The sequence below is a fragment of the Microcoleus sp. PH2017_05_CCC_O_A genome (assembly GCF_020738785.1).
In the GTDB taxonomy this organism is placed as follows: Bacteria; Cyanobacteriota; Cyanobacteriia; order Cyanobacteriales; family Microcoleaceae; genus Microcoleus.
Genome location: NZ_JAEQCB010000077.1, coordinates 14,670 through 31,863, shown reverse-complemented (window position 1 = coordinate 31,863; position 17,194 = coordinate 14,670). Strand labels below are relative to the sequence as shown.

At 42.6% G+C, this 17,194-nt stretch carries 15 protein-coding genes; 9 read left to right on the top strand and 6 right to left on the bottom strand.

Going from position 1 to position 17,194, the window contains the following annotated elements; translation table 11 throughout:
* Positions 1 to 149: 149 nt before the first annotated feature.
* From menH to JGK20_RS18980, 4 genes are all read right to left on the bottom strand, one after another.
* A complete protein-coding gene (gene menH / locus JGK20_RS18995; RefSeq protein WP_293231746.1) occupies positions 150 to 950 on the bottom strand; it encodes a 2-succinyl-6-hydroxy-2,4-cyclohexadiene-1-carboxylate synthase in 801 nt (266 codons plus the stop codon).
* A gap of 25 nt (positions 951 to 975) precedes the next feature.
* Positions 976 to 1,221: a hypothetical protein gene (locus JGK20_RS18990; protein WP_293205470.1), complete on the bottom strand. Its 246-nt coding sequence runs from the start codon at positions 1,219 to 1,221 to the stop codon at positions 976 to 978.
* A 147-nt stretch (positions 1,222 to 1,368) separates the two neighbouring features.
* On the bottom strand, positions 1,369 to 2,265 hold the full coding sequence (menA, locus tag JGK20_RS18985; protein WP_293197660.1) for a 2-carboxy-1,4-naphthoquinone phytyltransferase: 897 nt from the start codon (positions 2,263 to 2,265) through the stop codon (positions 1,369 to 1,371).
* A gap of 46 nt (positions 2,266 to 2,311) precedes the next feature.
* Entirely contained in the window at positions 2,312 to 2,458 is a 147-nt protein-coding gene (locus JGK20_RS18980; protein ID WP_293182305.1) for a hypothetical protein, read from the bottom strand.
* Positions 2,459 to 2,646: 188 nt separating this feature from the next.
* On the opposite strand from JGK20_RS18980, the gene JGK20_RS18975 reads away from it, so the two are divergent.
* Positions 2,647 to 4,077 carry an isochorismate synthase gene (locus tag JGK20_RS18975; protein ID WP_293182303.1) on the top strand — a complete coding sequence of 477 codons (1,431 nt, stop codon included), beginning with the start codon at positions 2,647 to 2,649 and terminating at the stop codon, positions 4,075 to 4,077.
* 286 nt (positions 4,078 to 4,363) lie between these two features.
* Positions 4,364 to 6,328, top strand: coding sequence for a 2-succinyl-5-enolpyruvyl-6-hydroxy-3-cyclohexene-1-carboxylic-acid synthase (gene menD, locus JGK20_RS18970; protein ID WP_293231744.1), 1,965 nt, complete (start codon positions 4,364 to 4,366; stop codon positions 6,326 to 6,328).
* A gap of 148 nt (positions 6,329 to 6,476) precedes the next feature.
* Here the strand turns inward: menD and grxC are convergent, their stop codons facing one another.
* A complete protein-coding gene (gene grxC / locus JGK20_RS18965; protein WP_293231742.1) occupies positions 6,477 to 6,791 on the bottom strand; it encodes a glutaredoxin 3 in 315 nt (104 codons plus the stop codon).
* Positions 6,792 to 7,051: 260 nt separating this feature from the next.
* Here grxC and JGK20_RS18960 point away from each other — a divergent pair, with 260 nt between their 5' ends.
* A complete protein-coding gene (locus JGK20_RS18960) occupies positions 7,052 to 7,261 on the top strand; it encodes a hypothetical protein (RefSeq protein WP_293182340.1) in 210 nt (69 codons plus the stop codon).
* 325 nt (positions 7,262 to 7,586) lie between these two features.
* On the opposite strand, the gene JGK20_RS18955 is transcribed toward JGK20_RS18960, so the two are convergent.
* Positions 7,587 to 8,456, bottom strand: a complete 870-nt coding sequence (locus JGK20_RS18955) for a WYL domain-containing protein (RefSeq protein ID WP_293212270.1) — start codon at positions 8,454 to 8,456, stop codon at positions 7,587 to 7,589.
* A 417-nt stretch (positions 8,457 to 8,873) separates the two neighbouring features.
* On the opposite strand from JGK20_RS18955, the gene JGK20_RS18950 reads away from it, so the two are divergent.
* The 6 genes from JGK20_RS18950 (at position 8,874) to cas6 (ending at position 17,068) form a co-directional block, all read left to right on the top strand.
* Positions 8,874 to 9,038, top strand: a complete 165-nt coding sequence (locus tag JGK20_RS18950; RefSeq protein ID WP_293193234.1) for a hypothetical protein — start codon at positions 8,874 to 8,876, stop codon at positions 9,036 to 9,038.
* A gap of 661 nt (positions 9,039 to 9,699) precedes the next feature.
* The gene (locus JGK20_RS18945; protein ID WP_293231740.1) at positions 9,700 to 11,661 is read left to right on the top strand and encodes a hypothetical protein; all 1,962 of its coding nucleotides are present in this window, start codon (positions 9,700 to 9,702) and stop codon (positions 11,659 to 11,661) included.
* Positions 11,662 to 11,663: 2 nt separating this feature from the next.
* Positions 11,664 to 12,608 carry a hypothetical protein gene (locus tag JGK20_RS18940; protein WP_293231738.1) on the top strand — a complete coding sequence of 315 codons (945 nt, stop codon included), beginning with the start codon at positions 11,664 to 11,666 and terminating at the stop codon, positions 12,606 to 12,608.
* A gap of 3 nt (positions 12,609 to 12,611) precedes the next feature.
* On the top strand, positions 12,612 to 13,436 hold the full coding sequence (locus JGK20_RS18935; RefSeq protein WP_293193237.1) for a hypothetical protein: 825 nt from the start codon (positions 12,612 to 12,614) through the stop codon (positions 13,434 to 13,436).
* A complete protein-coding gene (gene cas3, locus JGK20_RS18930; RefSeq protein ID WP_293231736.1) occupies positions 13,429 to 16,191 on the top strand; it encodes a CRISPR-associated helicase Cas3' in 2,763 nt (920 codons plus the stop codon). Before JGK20_RS18935 ends, cas3 begins: the two co-directional genes overlap by 8 nt.
* Before the next feature lie 43 nt (positions 16,192 to 16,234).
* Positions 16,235 to 17,068, top strand: coding sequence for a CRISPR-associated endoribonuclease Cas6 (gene cas6, locus JGK20_RS18925; protein ID WP_293231734.1), 834 nt, complete (start codon positions 16,235 to 16,237; stop codon positions 17,066 to 17,068).
* Positions 17,069 to 17,194 lie beyond the last annotated feature (126 nt).

Genomic DNA, 17,194 nt, shown 5'->3' with positions numbered 1-17,194 from the left:
ATTTGTCGGTAACAACGAATAATTTTCGTAAAAAACCCGGTTTCTGACTACCCGTTAATCATCACTAAGGCCAAAGAAACCGGGTTTTTTACCTAATTTGTCGGTAACAACGAATGATTTTCGCAAAAAACCCGGTTTCTGACTACCCGTTAATCATAAAATTGTCTCACAACTGATGCAAAGTCATCAATATTTTCAAAATGGATATTGTGACCAGCGTTTGGTATAATCTTGAGAGTAGCAGCCGGACACAAGCTGGCAATTTCTGCATTGATACGTTGAAATTTATCATCATCTTCTCCCGCTAGCAAGAGAATGGGGATTTGATTTTGGGCGAGTTTTTCCCACAGAGAGGGCTGGTGGCCAGTTCCCATGTTGCGGAGGGATTTTGCTAATTCTAAGGGATTGTTTGCTAAACGGCTTTCTATGAGTTTCTCGAATTTGGGGGATTTTTTTAATGATTTGAATAAAGGGCGATCGTACCAGTTTAAGATAAAATCTTTGATGTTGCTATTTTCGAGGTTTTGTGCTGTTTGTGAATCGGCTTGCCGTCTGTGCGATCGATCTTTTTCACTCTTCAATCCCGGAGAAGCTGACTCTAATACGACTTTCTCGAATCTTTCAGGAAAATGTAATGTCATGTACAGCGCCAATCGCCCGCCCATTGAGTAGCCCAACAACAAACATTTGTCTATTTGTAAATCATCTAATAAGTGGATCAATGCTTGGGCTGTATTTGACATATTGTAGCAACTTTCGTCGCCGATGACTCTGGTTTGTCCGTGACCGGGAAGGTCAACTGCTAGACAACAATAACTTTGAGATAGTAAGAAAATGACGCTGTTAAAGTCTTGACTGTCGCCCGTGAATCCGTGGAGTAATAAAATTAGTGGCTGATTTTTGTTCCCAGTTAAAGAATAGTGAAATTGATATTTTTTAGATTTGTTCATCTACACCATTAAGCTCCTATTTTTATTACAATATCATTACTAGGTTGTCAGGTATCAATCCAGTATATTCTATTGCCACCGATTTTCCATTCCTTAATGAAAGCTTACTATAAATTTCATCGCGTTCTATTGCATGGGCTAAAACTTCACCTCGAATCACGCTTAATTCTTCATCTAATTCAGGATTGACGATGAGTACCCACTCATCAGGATACAGACTAAAGATTTCTTCTAGGGTGAGGATTGGGCTAGTTTCTACTGGCGTACTCATGATTTTCTTCTCGTTGTTTTCGATTCAATATCAAACTGTTTGTAGTAAGGACTTTAGTCCTTATTGACTAAAATCTTGCAGATAGGACTAAAGTCCTGACTACGAACCATAGTTCTATTTTACCGAAATTCTCGATAATCGCCCAAACTACAGCACAAACCCCAGCGCTAGCAGCAAACCGCTCGTAAAATGCAGCGCCACTGCGATAAACTTAGAGTTGCTGACCTTTGCGGGTTGGTCGTGATAGTTTGCGACATGGCGGCAAAGGTCGATCGCAAAAAACAAACTTCCAAAAATCAACAGCGTCCAAATTGGGAACATTCGCAGCGCCACAAACAGCACAGTCAAAGCATAAACGCTGCCGCACAACCACTGCAACAACTGCACACCTTTTTTCGTACCAATTCGGACAATCGGCGATTTTTTACCCGCCGCCAAATCGTCCTCAACTTGATGGAAGTGAGAACAAAATAAGATGATACTCGTAGTAATTCCCACTATTGCCGAACCTGCGAAATTAGTAGCAGACCAAGTTTGATTTTGACTGTAATAAGCAGCAGCTAAAGCTAGCGGCCCGAAGGTAAAAAAGCAAATAATTTCGCCTAAACCCTGATAGCCCAAACGAAACGGCGGCCCTTGATAAGTGTAGCCGAGGGCGCAGCACAAAACTACTAGCAAAATTACTGTTGGGTCTTTTTGCCACCAGGAAATACCGCAGATTCCCGACACTCCGATTGCTAAAAATAGATTGGCAAGCCAGAAAATTAAAGCTTTATTTCCGGTTAAGTTTACCAAGGAATGTGCTTTATTTTTGTCTATCCCTGTTTCCGAGTCAAATACATCATTGGTGAGATTCAGCCATGCTATAATTAAAATGGCTGAAATTAAAAATGTCGAAAAAATTGACGCATTAATCGTTTGAGTTTCGGCAAAAGCAATTGCAGTTCCTACTGAAATAGGAATAACAGCAACGCTGTACATGGGCGGCTTGATTGCCGCCAGCCACAATTTACTATTTGAACGCTCAATTATCTTTGTTGTCATTACACAAACTTGATGCAATTGATAGCAGCTCAGTAATTTTACAATTTTATTGGTGAAGAATGTCTGCTAAGTCTCCGCTTGAGTGCGCCTCCGGCATCCGTTGATAGTCTTTGCGGGCGATCGCACGCCCGGTAATGCCCACCTGCAAACCTCTGCGGGGTCGATCGCCTTTTACCGAGAGTCGCCCTCTCAATCTTAAGTTTTATGTCTAAATGTTTCGATGGATCGCGCAATCGTCTGTTTTCTCCCTCCAGCGTGCCCAAACAGTCGGGAAACTCGAAAGGTCATGTTTGGCGATCGCCCGAGCGTGGTTAGATCGAAATAGGGATTATAGCGGGACAAAACCGCACTCTTTCTGACAAATCTGCTATTCTCGATTTCATGACAGTAATACCGCACCGCGCCAATCTTTTGCAAGACCGCAATCAACTGCATCAGTTGCTGTTAGATTGCCAGCAGTCTTTAACCGAAAAAGATCAAACAAAAATAGTTAGTATTTCTCAGGAAATTTCCCCCGTCGATCCGCTAGCGGTACTGCAAGAAATTGCCACACCCGATGACAGACACTTTTATTTTGAAAAAAGAGACCCCATTGTCGGCAACAGTTTTGCGATCGCCGCCCTAGATTCGGCAATCCATCTCACAGTAGCAGGAAGCGATCGATTTGCCCTCGCTCAAAATTTTATTCAATCAAGTCTTTCCCGGACAATTACCATCGGTACGGAACGTTTGCCCTTTAGCGGGCCGCACTTTTTTTGTAGCTTTGCTTTTTTTGATGAGAATGTCGCCACCAATTCTTACTTTCCCCCCGGTACCATATTTTTACCCAAATGGCAGATTACTCGCCTCAACGATAGCTGTACAATTGTCGCCAATGCCAAAATAGATAGAGATATAAATGTTAAAATTATTACTGAAACCATTAGCAAACAATTTGATAAAATTGCCTCTCAAAAATACATCAAATTAATTAACAGCCAAAACTCACTTCCATTAAAACAAATTCCTGTCAATGATGCCGCTCAATTTAAAAAATCTGTCAAGTCCGCTTTAGAATTAATCGAGTCTAAATATTTCAGTAAAATTGTGTTGTCCCAAGCTATAAATGTCATTTGCCAAACACCTTTTAGCGTAATAGATTCCTTAAATAACTTGCGCCTCACCTATCCAGGTTGCTACGTGTTTTCTACCAGTAACGGCAAAGGTCAGCAATTTATCGGTGCTAGTCCAGAACGCTTAATTAGCATTCACAACAATCAGTTGATCGCAGATGCTTTAGCCGGTTCTGCACCGAGGGGAAAAACTGAAGCAGAAGATGGTAATTTAGGGAAAGATTTACTGAACAGCGAAAAGGATATTCGAGAACATCAAGCTGTGATTGACTTTATAATCGATCGCCTTTCGAGTCTCGGCATCCATCCCGACTTTTCCCCGCTACCGAGACTGCTGCAACTATCCAACATTCAGCATTTGTGGACACCCATCAGGGCTAGAATTCCCCCAGATATTCACTTATTGAAAATTTTAGCCCAACTGCATCCAACGCCAGCGGTAGCGGGGGTACCGAGGGATATTGCACTACAGCAAATTCGGGGCTGCGAAAGCTGCGATCGCTCTTTGTATGCAGCACCCCTGGGCTGGATCGATCGCACTGGTAACGGCGAATTTGCTGTCGGCATTCGATCGGCATTAATCGATGGATCTCGGGCGATACTTCATGCTGGTGTTGGAATTGTGGCAGGTTCCGAACCCGACAAAGAACTAGCAGAAATTCAACTGAAACTGCAAGCACTTTTAAATGCTTTAGTTTAAGAATAATATAGCCTTTCGAGCGAAAAATGAGATAAGACATAGGGCATAGGGCATAGGGCATAGGGCATAGGGCATAGGGCATACCTTACTTTTGCGATAACTGCTATATCTCATAACTATGTAGCGAGAAATTAGGTAACTTAAGACTTAGATATGGGTAGCCAGAAACCGGGTTTTTCAGCCAAGACTAGCCAAAAACCCTCAATCTCGAAAAAACCCGGTTTATTGAGCTTTGATTGAGAACCGTTATATGTCATAAAATATTATCGATCGCCAAAACAACAAAATGCTTGACTTTCGGAACACAAACACCCTCTGGGCTTCCATCATAGCCGAGACATTGCAGCGACTGGGACTAACCACAGCCGTAATTTGTCCCGGTTCGCGATCGGCCCCGCTAACCATAGCCTTCGCCCAGAATAAGTTAATAGAAACTATCCCCATCCTCGACGAGAGATCTGCGAGTTTCTTCGCCTTAGGAATCGCCAAAAAATCCGGTGTACCAACCGCCCTAATTTGTACCTCAGGAACCGCCGCAGCCAACTTTTATCCGGCGATTATCGAAGCCCGTGAAAGTCGAATTCCGATGCTAATTCTCACAGCAGATAGACCCCCCGAACTCCGCGACTGTCACGCCGGACAAGCGATCGACCAAGTTAAACTATACGGCAATTATCCCAACTGGCAAGCGGAATTAGCCATCCCTTCAGCGTCCATAGGAATGCTAGACTATGTGCGACAGACGATCGTGTACGCGATCGAGCGATCGACCTTTCCGACACCAGGCCCAGTCCACCTCAACATCCCCCTTCGGGATCCGCTTGTACCAGTTTCAGACATTGCTGTCGAAGCTTTAGAAACACAATTCGATATCGAATATTTCTTTGCAGGATTAGAACCGATTTTTGCAGCAGAAACTTCTACCCCCCCCAGCCCCCCCTTGTTAAAGGGGGGAGTAAGAAGTGCAATAGAACCGATTTGTGCAGCAGAAACTTCTACCCCCCCCAGCCCCCCCTTGCCAAGGGGGGGAGTAAGAAGTGCAATAGAACAATGGCCCGAATGCAGTAAAGGGATTATTATTGCAGGTGTAGCCCAGCCTGAAGATGCAGAAAAGTATTGTAGTGCGATCGGCAAAATTTCCCAACTATTAAACTGGCCAGTATTAGCAGAAGGACTATCGCCCTTAAGAAACCGCGCCCAACTCAACCCCCATCTAATTTCCACCTACGATTTAATCCTGCGAAACCGCGAACTAGCAGATAAATTAACCCCAGAAATCGCCATTCAAATCGGAGACTTACCCACAAGCAAAGAATTGCGAAACTGGTTAGACAAAACCCAACCCAAACGCTACATAATCGACCCCAGCCACCACAACTTCGATCCCCTACACGGCCCAACAATTCACCTACGAACCTCTGTAGAAAACCTCGCAACTCTATTAACTCAAGTCCCCCCCCTTACCAAGGGGGGGTTAGGGGGGGTTCAAGATCGGGGCAACCACGGGGGGATTGCCCCTACAAACAATGAAACAAAAAACCAGAATTTTGTAGGGGTAGTGCCCCCGTGCCTACCCCTCACCTCTCCATCAAACGAATACCTCCAACTTTGGCGAAACACCGAAACCCAAGTCAGACAAACAATAGACCAAAAACTATCAGCAATTAACAACATCATCGAACCAAAAATTTCTTGGCTGCTTTCCCAAATATTGCCACCAGCCACACCCATATTTATTTCCAACAGTATGCCAGTCCGAGATGTCGAGTTTTTCTGGAAGCCGAACAACTTAGAAATAAAACCTTTTGTCAATCGCGGCGCCAACGGCATAGACGGCACATTGTCAACAGCTTTAGGAGTCGCCCACCGCAATCAAAGCAGCATTTTGTTAACAGGTGATTTAACACTTTTGCACGACACCAACGGCTTTTTAATTACAAATAAATTTGTCGGTCATCTGACAATTGTTTTAATTAATAACAACGGTGGCGGGATTTTTGAAATGTTGCCAGTTGCTAAATTTGACCCGCCCTTTGAAGAGTTTTTTGCCACACCGCAGGATATCAATTTTGCTCAATTGTGTGCAACTTACGGCGTGGAACACGAGATAATCGACGATTGGGAGCAGTTCCAACAAAAATTAAGTTTTCTACCAAATAACGGGATTCGGGTCTTAGAACTGCAAACAAATAGGCGCTCCGATGCTAAATGGCGGCAAGATAATCTCAGTAAATTTGCCAAAGGTTCGTAGTAAGGACTTCAGTCCTTTCTTGGGAAATTTAAGGACTAAAGTCCTGACTACGAACCTCATATGCCAAAGGTTCGTAGTCAGGACTTTAGTCCTTTCTTTAAGAATTCAAGGACTAAAGTCCTTACTACGAACCTTTTATGAACAATATTTAAACTGCTGCTTGAGCTAGCAGTGCATCTAACTCTCCATCTCCATCAAGTTTGTGAATGTCATCGCAGCCGCCGACGTGTTGACTGTTAATAAAGATTTGGGGGACACTGCGCTTACCGTTAGCGCGATCGGACATGGCATTTCTAGCAGCTTCGTCGCCATCAATTTTGTATTCCGTATAATTTACGCCTTTCCACCACAGCAAGGTTTTTGCCCGAATACAGTACGGACAGGTTTGCCAAGTATAAATTTCAACATTGGCTTTGATGCGATCGGGCTTGCGGCCCAAAATGGGATTCAGAAAATCAAGCATTTTCGGTACAGGGGTAAAATTTCAACTGGTTGAGAGATTAAATCATTTTAGCGAAACGCCATCAATCCCGCGTTCTACCAAAGGTTAGGCTGGGATGCAATTACCTGCCGCACCTGTAGTGCTGTGATTCGTGTCACACATTTACTCTACTCCGATCACTTGCTTTCATCCAAAATAATCACCTGCGGAACCTACTTAATATCACCGATCTTTTGAGGAAACCAAGCGATTATGAATATATCGAATTCAACCGCACTGCCATGAAAGCTTTACAACTCCTCCCCGGCGCTATCTCTGAAATCCTCGCTTCTGTAACCGACACAGGCGTTTTGACATTAGCCGATCGCTACGGTTTGATGGCCGCCACCTTAGACGAGTCGCTGAATGACGAAGATAGATGCTGTGTCAACCGCCTGCTGCGGGCAGTGCTCAAAGGCCGGGTGAGAATGGTGAACGAACTTTCAGCGTAACGAGGATTTGCAGTTTTGTTCTGATGGTAAGGTGAGTCAGCGGTAGATAAAGATGGCGAAATTGGTTGGCAGCCGATCGCCCGCCGGAGTCCCAGAGACTTGATATAACGGCAATTTGAATTCGATGTAAAGTTTTCTCCTCCAACAAAACAACGGTTTTTTTCGATGTGCAGCCTGTAACGGGCTGCTTTTTGTTGGACGGCTAATCGCGGATTTCGCGATCGCACGGGTGGTCAGAAACCGGGTTTTTTACGAGAATACTTGACTGTGACCGACAGATTCGCTAAAAAACCCGGTTTCTTGGGTCAGAGTCTAATCTCGTGTTCTAATCGCGGATTTCCAGGTTGTACTGACGGCAGAGGGCGATCAGTTTTTGTTGGAAGCGATCGCGCACACTGTCTGGAGACACAATCACGCAATCTTCCCCATACCGCAATATTTCTCGGAAAAACCAAAAAGTATTGGATACTTTCTTCACTATTCGTCGGACTTGCGGAGAGTCTGTTAACCATTCATTGAACGTATCTTCACCCGTTTTCGTTTTGTAGGCAAACGCCAAACCTCGGAAGAGGTGCATTTCTACCTCAATCTCGGCTAAACTGGGCAACCATTTTCCGTCAATGGGTGCGATCGCGGCTTCTGGAATCCGATCTAAACGGAAGCACCGATTATGCTTCAGTTCTGGCAAATCGTAATTCCCCTCTGTTTCTTCACACCAACAATCGAGATATTCTCGATCTTCATGCGGGTTGATTTGAGCATGGCGGATGTGGAAGTGCCAAGTGCGATCGGCTGCATCTTGGTAGGTGAGTTCAAACGGTTGGTTCCGCTTCATATAACGGTCTATCTCTAACCGCCAAGGAATAGAGGTGTTATTTAAAAATGCCTCTATTTCTCTCCGCAGGGGATCTGGAAGTTCACTGCGATCGACTAGCAGTTGAGCAATAATTTTGGCTTCTTGAACTTTGCCGAGGTCGGTTAAGGCATCGACGGCGTGTTTAAGGGCTTTTAATCGGCTGTCTTTCCAATCGTTGTTAGGGGCAATTAGGAGTTTATGTTGGGCGATCGCTTTTACCAGCTTAGAGATATTAGGGCGATCGCCCCACTTCATGCCGAATTCTAGGGCTAGGGCTTCTAACTCGGCTTTGTCGCGATCGGAAACCGATAGGGTGATGGACTGATCTTGACGAGTCATTTATACGGACACTTATGCTGTGTAATTGCTTGACAACCTCTATGAGTCGCGCTATTCTCAGATTATAAGTTATTTACGGATAGAGTATGAGGGTTTTATACAGGCTATTAAAAAAGCCAGAGCAAAACTCTGGCCGACAACCCTGATAGGGATTTGTGGTTGTGTGGAGGATAAAATCCTCAACCTCATATATGTCTCGATTTCAATCTCTGATAGAGGGATTTTTTTAGAGGCTACATACCATGATAGCACAAATGAGCTTCGGTGATTAGCTCTATATTTCTCGGACGTTAAAATTTTGTGCTAATCTGAAAGGCAGCCAGAGCAGGAAGCTCAGACTACCAATGTAGACTCGCAATCTCAAAGGTAGCATGGCGACTGGCTCTGGTGAAAACTTTTTTACTAAGGAGACGGCTAATGTACGAATCAGATCTGATTGCAAGAGAAATTGCTGAGTATCAGGAACAGATTGAGAACCTTCTGATGCAGGTTGAGAAGCTCAAAAGGCGAGTTACAGAGTTGATGTGGCTCGACATCACTAATTCTGAAGGTGATGTGATATCTTACGCCGACTGTCAGTAGAAGCTTTAGAGCAACCAAAAGATGGGAGTCCGCATCGTTTTTGCCGACTCCCACATACAAAAACTTCATCAAGAGATTAAATCGGATGAATGAGAGCAATCAAACCACAATACTAATTAGTGCCTCGGCTGCGGGTGTGATATCTACTCAGAAGTCAGAGTTGATTGGGGCATTAGCGAGTCAGCCAGGGGTAATAGATATCGCGAAAACCTTTGCAAACTCCAAGCTAATTAGAGAATTAAGACTCACCCGCAACCTCAATACTAAGAAGTTACAAAAACTTGATTTTCAAAAAAATCGAGTCATATATCAAGGTCAAGAGATTGGCAAAACTCAGATTCTGTACAAATCGCCATTACCAGGAGAGTTACAGGCAAGATTATCTATTGAAAGCGCCATAGATAGATTTTTAGAGTATTTGCAGAAGCAATATCAAATAGCGGTACTCCACGAAAGTGACTATCACGTACACGTTTTCATTCCCCATCGAAAAGAGCCGGCAGATTTTAATCAATATTGGCGAGAGTTCATCGAAAATATTGCTTTCTCAACTTATGGCACTCCCAAGCACAATTTACCAGGATTAGTACAGACATTCATTGTCATGCTCAATAGTGTCACTTTAGCCGGACGCGGTTTCAGTACCTTGGAAATTCCGATTTTGACACAGCAGCAATCTAATGTTTTAGCGGCTTGGTATTTGGCAGTTATTCGGGAGGTAGAAAAGCGTCAAACAGATCGTCAGAAGCAAATTAAGGCTCTCATAACAGAAATAAATCATCCTGACACAAGTGATAAAGACCGCACATCTTTAGAAAAAAAGTTACTAGACAAGGAGGAGATGCAGTTAAAGGAAGCGAAAAAGTACAACGAAGCTTTTCAAAAGTCCTTTGGTAAAGTCCTTGATGAACAAAAGTGTATTTGGCAAAATCTAACTCAAATTAACAGTGAATTAGCAGACTCAGGGTTGACAAAAGCACAGAAAAACAAGTTACAAAAACAGCAAGATAAGCTAGTTACTCAAATCATTTTTACTCAAGATTCCGTCCAGCAAAAGATTCGCTTATTTGCAGAGTCTGAGGGTGAACCATTTAAGTTTATTCAGTGCGATCGCCAACAAAACCCCGCTCGGTTCAAAGACATTGTTAACATTTCCAAAAGTTTCACTAAAACTGCTACAGACCAGATCAATGCAACTCGTGGAGATATTTTTACTCAGTGTATTCTAGAGATGTATCGCCTTTTGGAAAATCCGCCAAGCGATCCATTCCCTGAACCATTGCTGAGTGAACAGCCAAGTATCAAAGAAGTGCGATCGGCGGGAGATGACGGTAAACATTTTTGTTATTCCTGCGGTGTTACTCTCCAAAATGCTAAATGGGAAGTAGCCAGATTTATGTTCGAGCGACCTTCCCAGCGTTGTCAATCATCATCCAGGGAAAAGCAACCCTATATTTGTGCATCTTGTTCAGCATTAGCATTTGCGTCACCCCTAAAAGTGACTGATGAAAGTATCATTTTGAAGCTTGAACCAGTCGATCGAAGTGAACCTGCTAAACTCAAAGTTAAAGACTACATTAGAATGTTAACTAATAAAGAGTTACATTTAAGTGCAGGTCGATATATAGTCTTAGCCTCCGATCGAACTGGTGGCGGTGATTTAGCATCTCAGAAACTCGGCCAGGTTCAATATGCACTAGCCAAAGTAGCTTCAATTTTTCCCCTTGAGGTTTTAGCTGATTTTAAATTCTCACTGATTATTCAGGGAAGTCAGTCAATACTTTTGAGTAGCAGACATCTAATTTTTATTAAGGGTTTGATAGAAGGCTATGGGCAGTCCATAATTGTTTTGGGAAAAGATATCAATATGAAACTGGGTGATGCTGTACGCTATGTAGAGGATGATTTACCAGTAATGGCAGAGTATACCCTCGCAAAAATATCAGAAGTTTCCGGTAGTGATTATAGTCGGGGATTAGAACACACTCGTGCAGCCTACTGGAAGAAAATTTGTGAAGGTTTGAATTTGAAATTAAAAGGAGGCCTTATGGAGTCAGATAACCCCATGTTACAGCAAGCCAATTTATATGGAGATGTAGCTGCATTGACTGGCTTAATTTATGCTTTTGTTTTGGCTTTTAAAAAAAATGCTATGACAATGGAAAAGCCAGAAGATGCCAAACGAGAGGTTAGCAAATTAATTGAACAAATAGAAAAGAATCCGGCGGCCTTTTGTTACTCCTTCTGTAAATACTGCACAATCGTTACCATTGGAAGCGATCAAGCCATAGAAAGTGACAAAAGAACATTGACTCAAGTAAGACTTTACCGTAACCCTGACACCCAGTTTGTTTATGAACAAGCCAAGGCATTATTAGCAAAAGAGGAGTTACTGGGACAATTGGGTATTTCAGAACGAGAAAAAGAAAATCCAGAAACTAAATCGGTTTCCATGATTCTGTATCCAGAGGATCTGACAAGAGTTTATACCTATTTTTCAAATCCTAAAAATGGTTATAAACAAGAGAAAAATTGGAAAGATTTAACCTATCAGGTCAAGCTTTCACTATACACTCGTTTTCCTGAATTGATTCGCAAAGAAAAATCCACAACGGAGAAGTAAATATGCCAACTAAAAAATCTCAAACAACTAATGATGAATCCGAAAACACTTCTGAGACGGTTAAGCAATCCAAAGTAACGAGTGGATTACCTAAAACTGATGAAAACAATCCTCGAATGCACTTTGACATTTATGCCATTCTTGAAGGTTCGCAAGAGCTTTATTTTGGGCATGAAGTACAAGTAAATGTCAACTTGGTGGAGATAGTGAAGTTAACTACTAAGGATGGGAAATCGCTTGAAAAATGTTATATTTCCCCAACGAAACGACGAGGCGTTGAGCGACGTTGCTTGCTGTGGGCTCCTGTAAAAAGTGGGGAATTACTAGGAGATAAACAACAATGTGGTATTCCTAAAACTTGCGCCAAAATAGACTGTCCTATTTGTGCCACCTATGGTGCACTTGACCCCGGAAAAAGCACTTTAATTGGTCGCGTTACTCACGGTGGCGGTGTTGCAGTTCAAGATATTTATCCAGTAGAAAAGCAACGGGCAATGCACCCGGCACGTCTGGTAAATCAAAAGGATGAAACACCTATACCATTCAAGCGCCAGTATAATCAGCCCGGTATTCTGTATCCGGTTTCTAATCATGCGTTGAGTATTACCGATCGAGATTTTTCCTCTGTTGCTTATGCTTTTTTGGATTCTTTGCCCCGCATAGGTTCAGGAAACCCCAAGGGAATTGCGATCGCCGAATCCGAGAATCAAACCCCTTTGCTAGTTGTCGATCGCTACTTAGTACCCAGAGGAAAACGCCCGATTATTTCTCCATCTGTCACAGATCCACAACAGGCGATCGCAGACTTCCTCCGTCTTGCCCAATATCCAGAAGATAACACCGATCGCATCCAAGCAACTTACTTCGATCGCTGGATTGGAAATGCAGCATTAGAGAAATTACAAGAATACGCTGCGAAATTCGTTGAAACCGTTTTACAGGCGTGATCTATGTACTGCATAAAACTCACCATCACACCTACCGCAGCAATGACATTCCGCATTCTGCCAGGGTCAATTCTCAATATTGCCACCTATCCTTTTGTACCACCAACAACTCTATCAGGATTTTTACGAAGGCTAGGAATGCTCAGTGTAGGCTTAGAAATTCCTGAAACTCGAATCAACAAAGATGACCCACCATTTTATGCTTTACCCCGTCATTATGTAGCGCTGGGAGCCTATCCTAGCACAAATACTTGGCGAGGAGTGCATAAAACCTACCGCAAAGGAATGCGCGAATTTAATCACGATGTGTTTTCCAGATTATATGTAGAAAAGGACAAAGCTAACTTTCAACTCCACACTTGGGAATACTTAATTGTAGAAGAACTAACTGGCTATGTTGTCAGCGAATCTTTACAAGGTTTAGAACATTTCCAAGACTTAGAAACCTATGGTTGCAAACTAGGCAAAGAAGGTTTTGCGGTAGTGACAGAAGTTTCTGAACTCATTGAGTTGAAATGCGAGACAGTTCAAGCTTATCCATCAACCATTGTACCGATGGAAGCCTTGTTGCAAAGCGGTCAATTTATCGGCGGCTGTGATATTTACAATCTCTACCGCTACCACTGGCAAACTAATGATGAAACAGATTCAGAAGAGGCAGGATTTTTAGATAATACTCGAACTCCTGTAGATGGATTTATTCCCTTTGTTACTGCCTATTACCCAAAACCTGGGGAGGATTTTCCAACTCTGGATTACTACACCGATGGGGAAATTTATATTCCCGTATCCCTTGTTAACTTGTTAAGAGGTGAAGTTAATGTCTAAGCAAAAACGCCAGCGCAGTTTCGATTTCGGTCGAGTATTTTTTCCAGACAAAACTAATCCTATTCCTGATGTAATTTACTTTCAGCCCCTTGGCAATCATGTTTGTAATGTCAGAAAGCTAGTCAAAGCTTGGAAAGTTGAGGATTTTCCAGGGATCACTGAAACTGAACGGGAAGAATCAAAAGCACGAGTTGATGAAGCTGCTAGAATTCACGACATTGGCAAACCGCCTAAATTTAAACTGGAGGCTAAAGCCACGAAAGAAGGTAAATTTAAAGAATATATTTACTCCTTCAAAGGGCATAGATTCTTAGCTGATAGTCCTGATATTTGGGCAAAGTATCTGGCTATAGGACATCACGATTTCTCTGTGGGTGATATTAGTCGTGATGCTTATAAATTGAAAAAAGAGTCACAAGAATATGAACAAATCTTGACAAGAGAACCTCTGACTTATGGCCGTGAACTGTACATCTTGGAAATGTGCGATCAGATTGAGGCAGAATTAGCTTGTCGGGTAATTGGAAATGATGAACAAGCAGAGTCTCGTGCATTCATGGATTATACCACGTTCAAATTAGACAATTCAACTTATCTGATAGATCCTTTTCCTTTTAATTTTCCTTTTAATAAGGACGAAATTTCCTTGTCTTTTGCCTATTGGTCACTGAAACTTAGTGAAGAGGACAAGAAAGAGCTAGGAAATTTGTTAGATAAGCCTCATAAGCTGGAAGATAAAATCAACAATATTGTCAAAGAATGGTGGCAATCTCATCAAGGAAAAGCTAAAAAAGAGCCTCATCAAGGAAAAGCTAAAGAAGAGAACCCAAAGAGGGTTGGTATTAAATCTCACTCATTAGTAGATAGTTCTCAGGATTGGAATTGCGAAACTGCGTATCAAGCACTCAGCAAAGGCAAGTATATTTCTAACCCCATGCAACAAGATGTCTGGGATGCGATCGCCAATCCCAACCCAGCATTTTTACTCAAAGCTCCCACTGGTTCTGGCAAAATGGAGGCTGTTCTATTTCCATGTTTAGCTAAAGGTTATCGCTTAATTTTACCTTTGCCATCCCGAAGTTTAGTAGAAGATCAGAAACAACGGATTGAGCGGTATATCAAGACATTTTCGGCCTTACCTGAAAATAAAGACCTGGAATTTTCGTTAGTAGTAGATACGGGTTCCCAAATGGAACGATTAATTTACCAAAACGGGGAGCGAGTCGAGCGTAAAATCAATTCTCGCCGTCATCTTTATAAAGGAGATGTCATTTTAACAACGCTGGACAAGTTTCTCTATCGCTATTTTGCTTTTGGAGACAAGCAAAAGTCATTTGTTTTTCCTTTGAGGATTCATCGGGATAAAACTCATAGTGAAAAAACTCTAATCTGTGTTGATGAAGCTCATAGCTATGACAATATATCTTTCACAAACTTTCATAGCTTGGTGCAGTCGCTTTATGAAGCGGGACGATCCATCGTCTTAATGACTGCTACAATGCCACAACAACATCTCGATCGCTTTGATTATCTGAAAGTAATTGATTACATCAATAATCTTGAAAATGTTAATTCCCTGCGCGAATTTCAGCAACAAAGCTATGAAACAAAAGCTTTTGAATGGCTGAATGAAGTTCAGCGCGATTCAACTAATCCTCTCCATTTCCAAACTCAAGTTGCTCAAATTGTTTTAAGAGAGTGGAAATCTAAATCTAACCGTCGCATTATTGCTGTAGTTGAAACTGTCACAGATGCAGTCGAAATTTACACGCAGGTTAAAAATGAGTTGGCGTTTAATACTGATACTCAAGGACAATTCTTGTTTCTTTATCATGGCCGCATTTCTGACATTCCAAAAGACTCAGAATTTTCGCGTTCGACTCGCTACAAAAACGTCAAAAATCACGATGAAAACGATTTGCCTTACATTTTGATAACTACGAGTGCGATCGAAGTTGGCTGCGATTTGAATAGTGAGATATTGATTTCAGAAATGTGTCCGCCAGAAAACCTGATTCAGAGGGCTGGACGCTGCAATCGTCGGGGTAATGTTCCAGATGCTAAGGTAATATTGGTGGGTAATGCTATCCAAGATTTTGCTAATACGCTGGATGAATCTGGATGGGAAACTTATAAAGAGACTCTAAAACAGCTAACTGATTTTAACACTGCGAAAATCTCTGAATGTATTTTGCGATCGCACTACGTTGATGACTACCGAGTAGTAGAACTGTTTTCGATGCTACATGACTATGTTTACAGTGCTGACTTAGCTTGTCAACCTGCTCACGAAAAAGGGTTAGTCGTTACTCGCAGTTGGACACCATCTGCAACATTAGTTTATGACGATGGATCTCATGGCGACAAAATTGAGAATATGCCTCAAGTGACAGTGCCAATTGACTGTTTAACCATCAAAAAAGATAAGAGTAATCAGTATGCCAATACTCATGTTTATGAACGCTACTATGACCAAGAAAAGACATCATGGGAAAGGCGTGATTTACGCTGGGGCTTTGCCTATCAAAAAGATATTATCATCAAAATACATCGAAGTAATGATGGTGCATCCATGCTAGATGGGAATCCAGAATATTCCTATAACTCAGAACTAGGTTTTGTAGAACTGCCGGGAGTTTTCATCAAGCTGAAAACAAATGGGTTTGATGAAAAATTATTATATCAGTATGGCAACACGGCTCAGAAAAAATCAGTAATTATTACCTACACCAAGGCATTAGAGGAGACGACTTAACAGAGCGATCGCACCTTAATCAACACAACCAACCATAACCATCATGCCGCACAGTCTCATCCTCAACCTTCTTCCCCTGGCCCCAATTCCCCCCGGATACCTCACGGGAAGACACCTGCACGCCCTCTTCCTCACCCTCGTGAGCTCCGTTGACAAACAACTCGGCGATCGCCTGCACGATGCCACAGCCGACAAATCCTTCACCCTCAGCCCTTTGCAAACTAAAAAATGCCCTTTCAAAAAACACCATTCCCTCCAATGGGAACACACAGAACCAATTCCAGAACACTCTCTCTGTTGGTGGCGAATTAGTCTGCTGGATGACACTTTATTTGGCAAATTAACTCACCTTTGGCTGAATCTCAATCCATCCCGTCCGTGGCATCTTGGCCCGGCGGATTTGATGATTACGAAGATTCTCGGAACACCTCAAGTAGATCAACCTTGGGCGAATGCTTGTACTTACTCTCAACTTTACGAACAAGCTTCGGAAACTAATCGCTTAATTGCCTTCAGTTTTGCGACGCCTACTACCTTTCGACAGGGGAAGTTCGATTCGGTGATTCCTACTAGAGATTGCGTTTTTAATAGTCTACTGAGTCGCTGGAATAAGTACAGCGGGATTGAGATTCCTAATTTGCCATTGGATTCACTTTTTTCAACTTTTGTCAATATCAAAACTGAAAGATTGACTAACTATGAAAGCAATTTTGTGGGCATGGTTGGGGAGGTTAGTTATCGGATTTTGGGTGATGTGGAGCCTTTGGTGATTAAGCAAATTAATGCTTTGGCGGATTTTGCTCTTTACTGCGGGGTTGGGAGGAAAACTCCGATGGGGATGGGGATGACTCGACGGATTGTTGTTAATAAGAGTTGAACCGATTTTGAGGGCGGGCAAGATGCCGGATGTCCAGGGCGGGCAAGATGCCCACCCCACAATAATACTAAACTCTTGTGGAACAGGCATCTTGCCTGTTGCTAATTATGGATGTCCAGGGCGGGC

What these genes read in the sequence shown, in the direction of transcription:
- menH (WP_293231746.1), bottom strand. Translation starts at nt 950, where the DNA reads ATGAACAAATCTAAAAAATATCAATTTCACTATTCTTTAACTGGGAAC.
- JGK20_RS18990 (WP_293205470.1), bottom strand. Translation starts at nt 1,221, where the DNA reads ATGAGTACGCCAGTAGAAACTAGCCCAATCCTCACCCTAGAAGAAATC.
- menA (WP_293197660.1), bottom strand. Translation starts at nt 2,265, where the DNA reads ATGACAACAAAGATAATTGAGCGTTCAAATAGTAAATTGTGGCTGGCG.
- JGK20_RS18975 (WP_293182303.1), top strand. Translation starts at nt 2,647, where the DNA reads ATGACAGTAATACCGCACCGCGCCAATCTTTTGCAAGACCGCAATCAA.
- menD (WP_293231744.1), top strand. Translation starts at nt 4,364, where the DNA reads ATGCTTGACTTTCGGAACACAAACACCCTCTGGGCTTCCATCATAGCC.
- grxC (WP_293231742.1), bottom strand. Translation starts at nt 6,791, where the DNA reads ATGCTTGATTTTCTGAATCCCATTTTGGGCCGCAAGCCCGATCGCATC.
- JGK20_RS18960 (WP_293182340.1), top strand. Translation starts at nt 7,052, where the DNA reads ATGAAAGCTTTACAACTCCTCCCCGGCGCTATCTCTGAAATCCTCGCT.
- JGK20_RS18955 (WP_293212270.1), bottom strand. Translation starts at nt 8,456, where the DNA reads ATGACTCGTCAAGATCAGTCCATCACCCTATCGGTTTCCGATCGCGAC.
- JGK20_RS18950 (WP_293193234.1), top strand. Translation starts at nt 8,874, where the DNA reads ATGTACGAATCAGATCTGATTGCAAGAGAAATTGCTGAGTATCAGGAA.
- JGK20_RS18940 (WP_293231738.1), top strand. Translation starts at nt 11,664, where the DNA reads ATGCCAACTAAAAAATCTCAAACAACTAATGATGAATCCGAAAACACT.
- JGK20_RS18935 (WP_293193237.1), top strand. Translation starts at nt 12,612, where the DNA reads ATGTACTGCATAAAACTCACCATCACACCTACCGCAGCAATGACATTC.
- cas3 (WP_293231736.1), top strand. Translation starts at nt 13,429, where the DNA reads ATGTCTAAGCAAAAACGCCAGCGCAGTTTCGATTTCGGTCGAGTATTT.
- cas6 (WP_293231734.1), top strand. Translation starts at nt 16,235, where the DNA reads ATGCCGCACAGTCTCATCCTCAACCTTCTTCCCCTGGCCCCAATTCCC.